10 protein-coding genes and 1 tRNA gene are annotated in these 13911 nt (G+C 56.4%); all 11 read right to left on the bottom strand.

Going from position 1 to position 13911, the window contains the following annotated elements:
• Positions 1-112: 112 nt before the first annotated feature.
• A complete protein-coding gene (gene tig / locus K8I01_05040) occupies positions 113-1399 on the bottom strand; it encodes a trigger factor (GenBank protein MBZ0219779.1) in 1287 nt (428 codons plus the stop codon).
• 49 nt (positions 1400-1448) lie between these two features.
• Positions 1449-1531 (bottom strand) — tRNA-Leu (locus tag K8I01_05045).
• Positions 1532-1776: 245 nt separating this feature from the next.
• Positions 1777-3963 (bottom strand): DUF3365 domain-containing protein, encoded by a 2187-nt coding sequence (locus K8I01_05050; protein MBZ0219780.1) that lies wholly within the window; start codon positions 3961-3963, stop codon positions 1777-1779.
• Between the two features lie 253 nt (positions 3964-4216).
• Positions 4217-4876, bottom strand: coding sequence for a hypothetical protein (locus K8I01_05055; GenBank protein MBZ0219781.1), 660 nt, complete (start codon positions 4874-4876; stop codon positions 4217-4219).
• Between the two features lie 6 nt (positions 4877-4882).
• Entirely contained in the window at positions 4883-6448 is a 1566-nt protein-coding gene (locus K8I01_05060; protein MBZ0219782.1) for a hydrogenase iron-sulfur subunit, read from the bottom strand.
• Positions 6430-7236, bottom strand: a complete 807-nt coding sequence (locus K8I01_05065) for an SCO family protein (GenBank protein ID MBZ0219783.1) — start codon at positions 7234-7236, stop codon at positions 6430-6432. Before K8I01_05065 ends, K8I01_05060 begins: the two co-directional genes overlap by 19 nt.
• A 228-nt stretch (positions 7237-7464) precedes the next feature.
• Positions 7465-8973, bottom strand: coding sequence for a cbb3-type cytochrome c oxidase subunit I (locus K8I01_05070; GenBank protein ID MBZ0219784.1), 1509 nt, complete (start codon positions 8971-8973; stop codon positions 7465-7467).
• A 586-nt stretch (positions 8974-9559) separates the two neighbouring features.
• Positions 9560-10096 (bottom strand): cytochrome C oxidase subunit II, encoded by a 537-nt coding sequence (locus K8I01_05075; protein MBZ0219785.1) that lies wholly within the window; start codon positions 10094-10096, stop codon positions 9560-9562.
• Positions 10097-10107: 11 nt separating this feature from the next.
• Entirely contained in the window at positions 10108-10266 is a 159-nt protein-coding gene (locus tag K8I01_05080) for a hypothetical protein (GenBank protein ID MBZ0219786.1), read from the bottom strand.
• Positions 10267-10811: 545 nt separating this feature from the next.
• Positions 10812-11825: a hypothetical protein gene (locus K8I01_05085; protein MBZ0219787.1), complete on the bottom strand. Its 1014-nt coding sequence runs from the start codon at positions 11823-11825 to the stop codon at positions 10812-10814.
• Between the two features lie 392 nt (positions 11826-12217).
• On the bottom strand, positions 12218-13483 hold the full coding sequence (locus tag K8I01_05090) for an alginate export family protein (GenBank protein ID MBZ0219788.1): 1266 nt from the start codon (positions 13481-13483) through the stop codon (positions 12218-12220).
• Positions 13484-13911 lie beyond the last annotated feature (428 nt).

Raw genomic sequence — 13911 nt, forward strand, 5'->3', positions numbered from 1 at the left:
ATAAAAATGCTCACATATTCACATATATGCTCCGCTTTTTATTCCCGGCCCTCACTTGATGCGGGAAAAATGTCTAATTTTTAGAGGCCGCCTGTTTTTATTGCCGGGCCGACTACGGGGCCGGCTTGCTCGCCTCTATGATGATATCGAATACCTTCTCGTGCCTGAGCCCGTCCTTTATGACCTCGAGGGCTCCTTCCCTTTCTATCCTGGCCATGAGGGACTCGTAGGAAACGCCCCTCTGGGCCGCTATGTTCCTTACCGCGTCCTCTACCTCGAGGGCGCTCGCGTCCACCTGCTCCTTCGCGGATATATGGTCGAGGATGATATCTTCCTTGACCGACCGTACGGCCGCGGGCGTATACTTCTCCTTGAGCTTCTCTATGTCGAGCCCCTTGTCCTCCGGGGCTATCACCCCGGCCTTCATGTTCTCGATCACCCTGCCGAGTATTATGCCCAGGTACCTGTTGACGAGCGCCTGAGGCACATCGAACGCGTGCTTCTCTATGAGCTTCGTGAGTATCTCGGTCTTCAGGCGCTCCTTGGAGTCGGCTTTCTTGTGCTTCTCTATTTCCTCCCTGACCTTTGCGCGAAGCGCCTCGACGCTCTCAAGGCCAAGCTCCTTGGCGAACTCGTCATTCACCTCGGGGGTCCCCTTCTCCTTCACGGACTTGACGACCACCTTAAAGAGCCCTGTCTTGCCGGCAAGGCCGGTTTCGCTGTAGTTCTCGGGGAACTTGATTTCAAATTCTTTTTTTTCACCCTTTTTTACGCCCTTGAGCGCCTCGTCGAAGCCTGGAAGAAGCGTCTTCTCACCTATTATACACCCGTAATCCGAACTTTTTCCGTTCTTTATCGGCTCACCGTCAAGGAACGCCTCGAAATCCACGACGACCATGTCGCCGTTCTCCGAGCTCCTGTCGGCCTCAACCCATTCGCCGGCAGCCTTGCAGAGGTTATTCAGGCCCCTTTCCATGTCTTCCTCGGTGATCGTAACCTCCTCTTTTTTGAGTTCCATGCCCTTGTAGCCGTCGATCTCGACGCTCGGCTGGACCTCGACGGTCACCGAATACGAGAAGTCGCTGTCCTCGCTTATCTTCTCGGTCTTGAGCTCGAAGCTCGGGGCCTCGACCGGCATGAGCTTTTTCTCCCCCAATGCATGGGGGTAGGTCGACTCTATCAGCTTCCTCGTCACGTCCTCCTGGACATGGCTCGCGAACCTGGCCTTCAAAATATTCAGCGGGACCGAGCCCTTTCTGAACCCGGCGACGTTCGCCGTGGACTTCATAGAGCGGTACGCCGCGTCTATTTCCTTCCTTACCGTCTCGGCGGGCACCGAGATATCGAGCTTCTTCTTTACCGGGGTCAAATCCTCGACTTCGACTCTGATGTTCTGCATCTTACCCTTCCCTCTATTCTATATGAGTTTTCTTCAGACCCTGGGAAACTGGTGCGAGAGGGGGGAGTTGAACCCCCACGGTTGCCCACCAGATCCTAAGTCTGGCGCGTCTGCCGATTCCGCCACTCTCGCAAGGGACTTTCCTTCCGGGCCCGGAGGTTGCGCCCATTCCCATTTTCAGGAGCAATGCCGCCAGCTGAGAAGCTTTCAAAAATTGAGGCAGGTTTGCTTAGGCCGGAGCCCTTTAAGGGGGCTTTGCAACGCAAAAAGGCGTCTTTTATAGCAAACTTAGGTATTATAAGGTATCAAATCCCCCCTTGCAAGCCCTTTTACTGCCCGAAAGCCCCGGTTTCAGGCCGGTTGAACCCCGGATCGGTCTATTTTAGCTTGAACCTCTTCACCCGCTCGGTCATCTCGCGGTCGAGCCTGGCAAGCTCCTCGACCGCCCTGTCCGCGGTAACCGCCCTCTCTATGTTTTCAAACGAGACCTTCCGTACGGCGTCCAGGGCCTCCAGCACCTTCGTCGTATTCCTGCTCTGCTCCTTTATGACGTCATTTATATAAGCGACCATCCTGTTTACGTCGCCTATTGTGGATGTTACCTGGCGAGTGGACTCGGCCTGCGACTTGGTAGTGGCCTTGACCCTGTAGGTTATCTCGGACATGCGCTCGGTAGCCTTGTTTATGAGCTCGCTCCCCCTGGCGTGCTCGTGTGTGGCGTTCACTATCCTCCTCGTCATCTCCGCGAGCTTTTCGGTCGTCTCGGCAACCATCCTGCTCTCCCTGGCCTGGAGCTCGGATGCGGCGGCTATCTGCCTTACGCTCGTGGTGGACCGCTTTGCGCTCCCAAGTATCTTCTCGAGCCCCTCCCCGGCTTTCATCGAGAGCCTTACGCCCTCCTCGACGCTCAGGTAGCCGCGCTCCATGGACTTCACCGCCCTGTCGGACTCGAGCTCTACGGCGTGGATTATCTCGGAGACCTCCTTTGCTGAGGTAGAGGCCCTTTCGGCCAGGTCCTTTATCTCGTTTGCCACGACGGAAAAGCTCTTTCCGTGGTCGCCGGTCTGGGCCGCTATTATGGCCGCGTTGAGGGCAAGGAGGTTCGTCTCCTCCGCCACCTCCTGTATCACATCGAGTATTTTCCCGATTTCTTTAATCCTTTCAGAGAGGCTGTTTATTATGTGCGTTGACTCCCTCGTTATCTCTTTGGTCTTCAATATCCCGTCTATGGTAGACTCGACCGTTTCCATGCCGGCCTTGGCGTCCCTTATGACCTCTTCCGCGAACATGGAGGCCTCTGCCGCGTTGGCCTCCACCTCCCTTATGCTCGCGCTTATGTGCGTTATCGACGACGAGACCTGCGTAACGGCCGAAGAGAGGCTCTCTATGCTCTCGGAGACGTCTTTTATCGAGAAGGACATGTCCCTGGTGGACGCCGAGGTCTCGTCCACGCTCATCGAGAGCGCCTCCATGCTGTCCACGACCTCGTTTATGCTCGCGCCGAGCTCGAGGACCGAGATGGAGCCCTTTTCGAGCGACTTGGCAAGGACCTCGGTGTAATTGGCTATGCCGGATATGGAGGCGTTTATCCCGCCCATGTTGGACCCTATGGAGTCGAGGGCCGCGCCCTGGGCGTTCGAGCCCTCGAGAACGGAGCTGCTCATCTCGGCGACCCTCTTGGAGATTCCCGTCGCCTCGTCCGAAGTCCGCCTCATGTCCTCTATCATCCTGTGAAGGTTCCTTACGACCTCGTTCATCTGCCCGCCGAGATCGCCTATCTCGTCGTTCGAGTCCACCTCGGCCTTGCCAGTAAGGTCCCCGGAGGCGAGATGCCTGGTCGTCTCCACCAGCGACAGTATGGGAGAGGTGACGACCTTCCTTATGAAGGCGAGGCCTACAAGGCCCATAGCCAGGACCACCACGAAACCGAAGCCTATCGAGCGCCATATGTCGTTCATGGCCGCCGCAAGCTCGTTTTCTATGGGTATTATGACCTCGAGACCTCCTGTGACGTCCCCTATCCTGTAGTCCTTCTTCGGGCTTGCCGCATGCCCGTTATGGCAGTCAACGCAGGTCTGGGAAGTGGCTATGTCCGGAAGCATGTATCTGATGGACCTCTTCCCCTTATAGTCCTCGAACCTGTAGAACTCAGCGACCGCACCCTTGTCGAACCTGCTCAGGGCCTCTTTCTGGAAGTCGTCCTTGGGAAGGTTGGCAGGGTTTACGGGGCGGAGGCTTACGAGCTCCATGTGGAAGAAGCCCTCTGAGCCAAGGCCCTGGGATGCCTCCTTGAGGAATGTGAGGTGGAGCGGTATGGCCCGTTCCTCGTTCAAATAGGAGCTCGATACGGAAAGGCCGGAATCAAGCGCCTTCCTGACGACCGTCGAGGTGTAGTACTGGCTTCCGGCAGCGAGCTCCCTAGTAAGATAGCTCGCGGTCATGTGGGCCATCCTCTGGGTCTGGGCGATCCTCTCCTTATATATGTATACGCTATAAATGCCGAAGATGACGGCCCAGACAAGGGCGGCAAAGATGAGGAGCTTGACCCTGATACCGATTCTCATGAAACCCCTCTTAAAAAGGCTGGCATTCATGCGCAGGAAAGCACCGGATGCGCACGATTACAGAGCTGGCGTAACCACCCCGTATTATAACCTAAAATGCCATTTTACAAAGGAATTTCTGCAAGGCGGGATGGAAAGGGGGCTGGGCGATACGGCTGGAAGGCAATGGGGGGGGAACTTCCTATGGAAAGTTCCCCCCTATTAATTTTCTTCTTCCTTATTATTCCAGGCAACTAGAGGTTGCCTGTACCAGTTAATCCAGCGCCAGGTTACCTGCCTTGTCGCTGAACCAGATGACCTTTACATCTCCGGGGGCGACATCGATGGTCTTTTCGACGGCATAGGCGGATTTTTCCTTTGTCCCGGCGTTGTACATAAGCGCCTTTATCTTCCGCTCGCCGGGCTTGATGCTTAACTCGCCGTAGATGTAGGAGGCCATGTCCTTTTTAAGGCCCGTTGGCGCGTAGGCCTTATCGAGCGCCTTTTCGCCGTCTATGTATACTTCGACCATAACGGGGTGTCTCTCCCGCGAGCACTTGGCGAGCCTGGCTATGTCCATCTGCACCCGCCGCGCGTCCTTTAGCTCTCCCCTGTATCTCTCGCCCTCCTGCCTTATAAGGCCGCCCTCGTCGCAGTCCTCGACCTTCTTCCCGGACTGCTTGAAAGCTACCTTGAGTAGCGAATCCTCCGGGCCGTAATGGGCGTACGGAGGGTCGGAGATGAAATAAACGGGGGCAAGGAGTATAAGAAGCGCGAAGGTCGATCTTATGACCCCGGAGATGGGCACCGGCTCCTTTTTCCTCGCGGCGATGCCTTCCCTGGCCTCCCTTTCCTTTCCCTTCTTCCATTCCCTCCACAGCACGAACGCTACCGGGATGAGAAATGCGAAGAGAGTGACTAATATAATGACCATGTTTCCTTATTTCCTCCTGTCAGCGAGGGAAGAGCGGAACTCGTCCAGGCCCTTCAAAAACCCGGTTTCCTCTGCCGACGACAGATAAACGGTCCGTATCCTGGACCTGTCGATTGACTTCCTCACGAGCGGCGGCCTGTACCCGTGGAGCCTGCCGGTGAACCACTCGTCCCCTTTCCTGTACTGGCAGTCGCCCTTGCGGCAGCTCGAAACGAAGACGCCGTCGAGGCCTATGGACTTCTCGAACGGTATCGAGAGCATCGATGGCTGGAGCATGCCTATGCATGGGAGTGATACCACCCTGGCCCATTCGCGGCCCTTTAGACTCCCGTCCGGGCCCGTGATGGAATCCAGCCTTGCGCTTTTGGCGCACGCGAAGACGAGCACGCCGGGGCCTCCCCCGGCCTCCTTAAGCTCCTTCGAAAGGCTCCGTATCCTGGCCTTGACGTCGGCCTCTGTCATGTCCGGGAGGTCGAGCGCATTGTAGTCGCAGGAGCCCATGCATATGCCGCAGCTTGCGCACCGCTTTGGTATTATGACCGCCTCAAGCGGGTACGGCATCCCGTCCGTCCTCTTCCTCATGTATATGGCCTGGTACGGGCAGTCCTCCATGCAGAGCTCGCACCCCGTGCAGTTTTCGAGCTTGAGCCGGACGGCGGGCCCGCGGCGGGAACGCGTCAGCCACGGCACCGCGGCTGCGATGAGGGTGGCCGCGACTATGAAGCCCCAGAGCTGGTGAGCGCTCATATAAGCGAGGAGCGGGTATATGAACATGTAGAACCAGTCGAACGGGACCGCCTCGACGAGCCTCCCGAGCTCGGCCGGTGGCGCGCTCGTAGCGGGCTTGATGAAGGAGACGGCGAAGAGGACGGCCATGACCGCGTAGGCCAGGACCCTCGGCGGGTTTATTATCGCCCTGGTTATCCTGGCTATGTGGACGAGTATGAGTATGAATAGGAAGAAGATGGAGGAGAAGTGTATGAAGAGCAGTATGTAGAAGAATTGATCGGTAAGGTGCTCGGCCCTCGCGAAATTCAGGCTCAAGGGTATGCCGAATATCGGGATATTCTCGAGCATGTGCGCCGAGAGCGTGGCTATGAGCTGCGCCCTCTGGTCCCAAACCATCCAGTAGCCGAAAATGCCCGCCGTTACTATGACCCATGCTATGCCTATGCCCGTGACCCACGCGACCCACCTCCAGTGGGCGTACCTGTCGAGCATGTAGCACCTGAGTGCGTGAAGGACCATGACGAGCACGAGCCCGTCGGACGCGTATCTGTGGAGGCTCCTCATGACCCCGCCAAGATACCACTGGTTGACGGTCAGGTCCTGGACGGAAAGCCACGCGCCCTTTACGCTTATGCTGTAGAAGAGGAAGAGGTATACGCCGGAGACGAGTATGACCCAGAGGAAGAATATGCCGAGCGCGCCGAGGTAGTGGAAGGGATTGTAGGCCGGGGTGGTCAGGCGGCTCACCTGGGCTTCCATCCGGAGCCATAATCTCTGGACCGCGCCGCCGGAGAACTCCCGCTTAGCCCCCGGAGCGCCCTTTGTCATTTCCTTTTCATCCATTTGCCTATCCTTCTCCCCCATACCGCGTATATTATCACCCCTATTATGAGCGCCTGGAGGGCTATGCTCACGAAGACGGGGTAATCGAGCACGTATTTTCCGGACTGCGGGTCGTACCTGTAGCAGAAGAACTTGATCCTGTCCACAAAGGTGAGCGAGCCCGAAACGGCGGCCTTGCCAGCTATGAGCTCGTCAAGGCGCATGGCCAGGTTCTGCGGCTGGGAACGGAGGCTGAAGACCTGCTTGTAAATGGTGCCGTCCGGCTTTATTGTCGTCACCATGTCCATGTGGTCGAAGCTGCCGTCGTCCTGCCTGAAATGGAAGAAGCCGGCGTCGGCGAGCAGATTCTCTATGGTCTCCGCGTCGCCTCCCGCGAACCTGAAGCCCTCGAAGGCATCGGTATAGCTCGCTCCGTATCTCTTAAGGCGCTCCGGCGTGTCGTTCGCCGCGTCAAATCCAATGGTCAGGACCTCGAACCTGTCCCCGAACTTTTCCCTTGCCCCGTCGACCGCCCTCTTAAGCTCCATCGTTATCGTGGGGCAGACCTCCGGACAGCTAGTGTAGATGTAGCTCAGTACCAGGGGCTTTCCCTTGTCGAAATACTCGCTCAGCATGAAACTCTTCCCGTCCTGGTCGAAAAGTGCGTAATCGCCGAGCTTCCGGCCTTCGGCTTTGAGCGAATTATCGACAGCGGCCTTTAGGACAACGGGGTCGAGCTGCTGGAGAGCGAACGAAGGCGCGGCAGTGAGGTGCAGGAAGAGGAGCAGCAGGGCCAGGTAAGCGGGCATTTTCAAAGAATCCTCCGGGGGCGTAATCTTTTGACAATGGTAACAGCCGGGGGCCGCTCTTCATATGACCTTTGTCAAAAGCATAACGCATTGAAAAGTATATCATTTCACGGCAGGGAAATACAGCGGCCGAGAGCTTGCGATATAAAAAAAGCGGGGCCGCAAAAAAACGGCCCCGCTTTCCTGATGCGTTTAAGTCGAGCGCAGTCCTCGCGCTCCCATTCCGGGTCAGCCCTCTATCCTCTTCCCCCAGATTATGGAGCCGAACGAGAGCGCTATGTAGAGCGCCCCGCCCGTCACCGCAAGCAAGCCCCCCACTCCCATCATGGAAAGAAAGAGGTCTATCGACGGGTCGAACGAGAATGAGAAGGGCGCGCCCGAGAAGGTTATGTCGTAATGCCTCCTGGGCACGCCGAAGGATCCGGCCGACATCATGCCAATGGAAAGGAGCGCCACGCCGACCCCGTAGATATAGGGCTGGATGCTCGCGAAGCCCTTCCAGATGAGCTCCCTCCTGAAGACGTAAGGCACGAGGAGGTAGGTGAAGCCCATGAAGGCTACCGTTGTGCCCGCGACGACCGTGCCGTGGAAATGGCCGGTGATGGCGATTGTGTTGTGGCGGATGATATTGAACTGCTCGGTCCCGAAGATTACGCCGGTTATGCCGCCGAGGAAACCAAAGAGGAGTATCGATATGGCAATCGCCGAGAAGGCCGGGTTGCCCCAAGGCGCTTTCTTGAGCCATTCGAAAAGCCCCCTGGTGTAACCCTGGTTCCTGAGGGCGACCTCCATCGACGCAGGGACCGCGAAGGCGTGTATCATGCTCGCGAGCACCGCGAGGTGCATCATGTAGCTCGTGTTCACGACCTTGTGCCAGTTGGAAAGGGCCGGGTCCACTAGCAGGTGGTGCTCGGAGGCGACGTTGATAAAGAGGATATAGAGGACGAAGGCCGTCCTCGAGAGCTTCTCGTTAAGGGGCTTTCCCCCTATGACGAAGTACGAGGTCATGTACCAAACGGCGACCATGGCGCTCACGTTTATCTGCTGCGAGGGGTGTCCGAGGCCCCAGAAGACGAGCCTGTAGGCCGCCGGGTCGATGTAGCTCATGAGGTCCATGGACCAGAGGAGCGTGGGAATCATAATGGCCGCGCCGTGCGCGAGCGTGAGTATTCCTATGATGCTCGCGGCCAGCATGCCGAAGGAGCCGAGCGGCAGGGTCCGCTTGTACCCTCCGTCCCTCTTCGAGAGCGCTACGTTGATGAAGAAGATGATGAAGCCGAGAAGCGCGCCCACCGCGAAGAGGATGACCCCGAGGTAATAGAGCGGGTCGCCCTTAAGCGGCACGTAAGAGGTGAACATCACGTCGGCCCCGCCCATGAGGACGATTATGTTGATTATCGCCCCGCCAATGAGCATGAGCGCGAAGGCGACCCACCCGAGCCACGGCACGTATGAGCGCGTGCCCAGGAGCGCGGCCGAGGTGAAGTGCACGAGCGCGACCTCGAAGAAGATTATCCACGCCAGCAGCGCGTCTATGCCGTGGAGGGTAAGGAACCTGTAATAGTAATCGAGCGGCAGGAGATGCACGCTCGGCCACCTGGTGAGGACGACGAGGAGCCCCAGAAGGCCGCCTACCGCGAAGGTCGCGAGGGCGGCGATCACGTTCCACCTTACCAGGTGCTCGGTCTGCGAATCTATCTTGAGGCCTGAGAGCGGGTCCGTCCTGAAAATAGCCATATTATGTCAAGCACCTCCCGTTCTGAATTTAACAGGCTGCTGAAAAAGCCCAATCTGCTGCGTCGTCTTCAAAATTCGTCACTGCGTCGTACAAAAAAGTACGCCTCATTCCTCATTTTTCGACTCCTTGCATCTTGAGCTTTTTGAGCAGCCTGAACGTGCTTTGAGTTTTTAACACCTGTTAGAACCCTGCGTCCGGGCAGCGCCCGGATGCTACTGAACTCCCCAGACGTCGGTGAGCCATTTGAGGTGGACGAACCATATGACGATGAAAACAACGAGGAATATGAGGGCGAGTACGAAAACGCCCGGCGCCTCGATTATGTCCCTGTGGTCCTGTTTCGGCATTTCAGACCTCCTTTCGGTTTGGCCTTAACAGCTTTAAAAATGTATCGCTCCGAGCCCTTCGTTTGTCATTCCGAGGCGAAGCCGAAGAATCTGCTTTCGGCCCATGATTTGGCGGTCACAGCCCGCCCTACAACCGAAATTCTGAATGTCCCCCTTTTCTAAAGGGGGACAAAGGGGGAATATAATCCGCTAAAGATAATCTCCCCTGCCCCCTCTTTATAAAAGAGGGGCTACCTAATCAGGCCTCAGGCTCCCTCACGTACATCTTCCCCACCATCAGGTGATGGCCCAGGCCGCAGTATTCGTTGCAGACTATGTGGAACTCGCCGGACGTGGTCGGCGTAAGCGTAAGCACGTAGTCGAAGTCCGGGAGCACCATGAAGTTCATGTTTATGGGCAGTATCGAGAACCCGTGCTGGATGTCAACTGACGAGAGGTGGAGCTTGTAGGTCCTGCCCTTCTCAAGCTCGACTATCGGGTACCACTGCCACATGGAGGCCCTTATGTAGACCGGCTCGTCGGGGTTGGGACGGACGACCGGAAAGCCCGCCTCCTCGCCGACCTGGTATTTCTGCACCATGCCGTCGACGAGCTTGTCGAAGTCCTCGGCCGAGACCCTGTACGTCTCGGAGGGCGGGTTCTGCGCGCCCACGAAGTGGTAGACCGGCATGAAGACGAACGAGACGAGCATCCAGATAAGGGCCAGCGCGACCCATATCCTCTCGTCCTTGCTAAGCGGGTTCCACCATACTCTTTCGGGTTCGTGTATCGCCATTTCCTACCTCCTTAAGGGGCCACGGGGAGCTGCGGCACCATTGCTATCTCGATGAGCCCCCATACCGTGTAGACAACCGTCGGCAGAACGACGCCGAGTATCAGAAGAAGCCAGATGTTGTCGTAAAAGACCTGCCAGGCCGGTATCGGCCCATCCGCTTTTTCAGCCATTTACTCCTCCTTTTTTGGCGTCTGCCGCCACGAAGGTACACTTGTGCCGTTTTTCAGGCAAGTTCCGGGACACTATATAAGGATGCCCGTCGGGAAAAAAATGACATTTGTCATATTTCCTGAACTTACTCTCTTCTCGGAACTGAGGGAAATCCAACGGCCGGTACGCGCCCTGTTACACACTCTTACTGGCCCGGGGGCCCCTGCTTCGTACGGCCGCTTAGTGCGGAAATGGAAAGACTCGATGAATCGACGGGCGGACCCGTCCGCGGACAGCAACAACTTACCTCGCAAGAATTTATATCAATTCCGGGTATTTGTCAATAATTGAACCTGACAGCCTCCCCTCCCCATTGTTTAATCAGGCGGGAGGGGATAAAGGGGGAGGGTGAAATTTCTTCACCCCCACCCTTCCCTCCCCCATCAAAGGGGGAGGGGTCAAAAACATACGCGCCGCAGGCAGCGGGGGATTCAACCCTTGTAGATTACATTCCCCCTTTCCAAAGGGGGATGTAGGGGGGATTATATTAATGTACGCACATATGCTATTCGCAGGCATCAGTCTCCCAGGTCTGGGGCCCGGAATCGTATTCGTACAGGCCGTTCCCGTCCGTGTCGGCTTCGATGCGGTATTGCGTATCCGACAGGACCGTTAGCCGCGCCCTTGTAGGCCCTCCTCCTGCATCAGCCCCGGTAAGCACGAGGACGCCGTTCGAGGGCCAATCGCTTCCGTTGTAAAACCTGAGCGGGATCTGAGTTGAATATGTAATATAGCCGTAGTCGGGATGATAGAAACGCCCTCCCGTTATGGACTCTTCGATATAAGTATCGTAGTCCCTGAAGGTCATGCTCAGGTCTTCCAGCCGGTATACGGTCGAGCTGCCGTTTTCCTTGATAAGGAGGGTCATCTCCACAAGGGCCGGGACCACGGAGAAATCATAGAATATATCGCCTGCGACGGTCTGCGAATCGCCGCAGGGGGTGGTAAGGACGACATTGTTCAGGGAGAAACTGAGATTTTGTAGAGAAGCCGTATAAAAGTCCAGCTGTCCGGAAAAGCTTGCGTTCCCCGAATATGTATATCCGTCAAAGCAGAAACTGACGAAGGAGATGGTCCCGTAGTAGCTTCCGTCAAGCGTGTTGATATTTTCGTAAAAAACAGCGTATCCGGGGCTCCCGGGGCAATTGCCAGGGATGTACGACGTATTGGAGTATATGGCCCTCGCGTCCCCGGCTGAAGAAGAGGCCTCATTGTTACGCACCATCTCCTCAAGGAGCCTGGAGACAACCAGATAGAGCTGGTGGCCGGATTGTTTATTTGACGCGCCCGAGCTTAATGACGCGACCCCGCCGAGCGTTCCGGGGCCGCTCCCCTGCAAGGAGGTGGAGGATATCTCGTCGGCATTAGAATCAGTGATGCTCGCCTCGGTGGTAAGCCCGGCGTATGTAATGGCAGGCGCAGAGGCGCTGTCGCCGTCGCCGCCGCACGAGGCAAGGACGAAAATACCTAGTATAAGGAAGAATACAGATGCGCTTGTCCCTCTTGCGGCTCCCCTCATGTCTCCCCCCGGTGAAAAGCATCTGGCTGCGCTGGCTAAAATCAGCTTACAGATATATCAGTTGAGGTCCGTTGTCAACAGATATTGGGGCCTGATACTCGGGCCTGATTAATTTTCGGGCAACAATTTCCCTACCTTTCTAAAGCGGGATGTAGGGGGAATATCAATGAATGCGTTATGACACTGCCGTCATTGCGAGGGACGCAAGTCCCGAAGCAATCTCATGCACTTCTGAATTAATATGAGATTGCCACGGCGCTAAAGAGCCTCGCAATGACTGCAATCGGTTAATCTCTCCCCTGTCCCTTCCTTAGGAAAGAGGGGAGGAACAAAAAAAACGGGGCAGGCTTTTAAGCCTGCCCCGTTCGGTTGTGCTTATTCAGACGACCGGATTAGAACTTTGCGGTTATCTGGAGGTACGCCCAGTCCTGGTCATCGTCAGAGGTCCCAGCCGGGGTTATACCATCGCCGGGCATGAAGCGGGCTGCGCCAGCCTCGATGGTCAGGTTGTTATTGTACTTGTAGGTGGCCACGAGGTCGATTTCGCTGCCGAGCTCGTCGTCAGCGCCAGCGCCGGTGGTGCTGCCGTGGTCGACGCCGGTGGCCTCGTTCTCAGTGTAGTTCCAATACGCCACATACACCCTGAGCTTCTCGCTGATATCGGCCGAGGCATTGAGGCTCCAGGCCTGGATATCAGACCAGGTGTTCACGACATCGCCGATGCCAAAGTGGCCGTGGTTGGTCGGGAAGAGCTGGTTGAATGTCTCGTTATCGTTGTCATTCGGGTTGTCATCGCCGGTGGCGTAGTCATACTCCGCGCCTATCCTGAGGTTCATGGGAGCGCCGGGGATGGTGTAGCCTACTTTCGCGGCAAGGGCCCAAGCCTTTATGTCCACCGTGTTCGATACCTCACCGAACTGGTAAGGGAACTCGACGGTGTAGTCCAGGCCTGCTGCGGAGCCCGCGAGCCTGGCGCCTATTGTGTAGCGCTCGTCACCAATTGTTCCGCCACCTACACCTGTGTGAACATTAAGGAGGTACACATCAAGGGTGTTGTTCGGGATCAGCTGGCCGAGGGTGGCATAGACGCCAGTCAGGGTGGTGTCATCGTTGCTGCCGGCAGTGGCTGACGTGGTTTCAGTGAGTGTCATCCTGAAGAGGTCTACATTTATGCCATCCTGCACGTAGTTGAACTTGAGGCCCTCAAAAGCCCTGGCGTTATTCGACCAGCCGAAGGAACCGATGAGCCTCTGGTCGCCGTAGTTGAGCTCCTGGCGGCCTATCCTGAAGTTGACAGGAGTGTCGAAGATGTTGGTTACATTGAGGTATGCTTCGTGAATATCAACCTGCTGATTGGTCTGCTGAGTGTCCGTGAGGAGTCCGTTAGTACCGTCCGCGCCAAAAAGCCTCGTGTCCTGAAGTGTGATCTTTACCGAGACATCGTCGCTGGCCTGGGCGTTTGCCGTGAGCCTGATCCTCTGGCCTATGAACGCCCTGTTATCATCGTCTGCAACAGTATCAGTGTCGTTGAAGTCCTGGTTGTTCCTGTACTCACCCCTTGCCCTGTACTCCCCGTTAAATGTTACGTCAGCACTCGCGGGGGCCGTCCAAGCCACGGTCACCGCAGCCGCAAAAACAGACAACAAGATTCTCTTCATTCGTCTCTTCCTCCTTCTTCTGTGTGAGTTAGTACTGCACTTCTGCGATATAAGCGCATGACTTACATGCGCCTGGGGCTCAGCGTCAACGGTGCGCGAAGATATTAAAGAGACTCTTGCCGGTTCTTTCTGGTGCGCGCGGCGCACCCTGCCTGCGGTATTAAATCCATCCGTGGGTGCGCGCGGCGGCACCAACGGCTCTTGTTTTGAGTTTTCTTTTTTTCGGGAGCCGCTTGCAGTTTCATCATTAGTTCGATACCAACTTCTGCTCGCTACGGTACGGCTTAATGGACTTGACTGAGACTGGACTTCAAGAACTCCTCGCCTAAATCGGCAAGGCCTGGTCGGGATTTTGGCTTATTTTTGACGACTTTATACAACACCCCGAATATGCTGTCAAGCTTTTTAGTTAAAAAATCTTGAAAAAA

The sequence above is a fragment of the Deltaproteobacteria bacterium genome (assembly GCA_019912665.1).
Taxonomy (GTDB): domain Bacteria; phylum Desulfobacterota; class GWC2-55-46; order GWC2-55-46; family GWC2-55-46; genus UBA5799.

Coding starts and splice junctions, on each gene's coding strand:
- tig (MBZ0219779.1), bottom strand. CDS start 1,399: ATGCAGAACATCAGAGTCGAAGTCGAGGATTTGACCCCGGTAAAGAAG.
- K8I01_05050 (MBZ0219780.1), bottom strand. CDS start 3,963: ATGAGAATCGGTATCAGGGTCAAGCTCCTCATCTTTGCCGCCCTTGTC.
- K8I01_05055 (MBZ0219781.1), bottom strand. CDS start 4,876: ATGGTCATTATATTAGTCACTCTCTTCGCATTTCTCATCCCGGTAGCG.
- K8I01_05060 (MBZ0219782.1), bottom strand. CDS start 6,448: ATGGATGAAAAGGAAATGACAAAGGGCGCTCCGGGGGCTAAGCGGGAG.
- K8I01_05065 (MBZ0219783.1), bottom strand. CDS start 7,236: ATGCCCGCTTACCTGGCCCTGCTGCTCCTCTTCCTGCACCTCACTGCC.
- K8I01_05070 (MBZ0219784.1), bottom strand. CDS start 8,973: ATGGCTATTTTCAGGACGGACCCGCTCTCAGGCCTCAAGATAGATTCG.
- K8I01_05075 (MBZ0219785.1), bottom strand. CDS start 10,096: ATGGCGATACACGAACCCGAAAGAGTATGGTGGAACCCGCTTAGCAAG.
- K8I01_05080 (MBZ0219786.1), bottom strand. CDS start 10,266: ATGGCTGAAAAAGCGGATGGGCCGATACCGGCCTGGCAGGTCTTTTAC.
- K8I01_05085 (MBZ0219787.1), bottom strand. CDS start 11,825: ATGAGGGGAGCCGCAAGAGGGACAAGCGCATCTGTATTCTTCCTTATA.
- K8I01_05090 (MBZ0219788.1), bottom strand. CDS start 13,483: ATGAAGAGAATCTTGTTGTCTGTTTTTGCGGCTGCGGTGACCGTGGCT.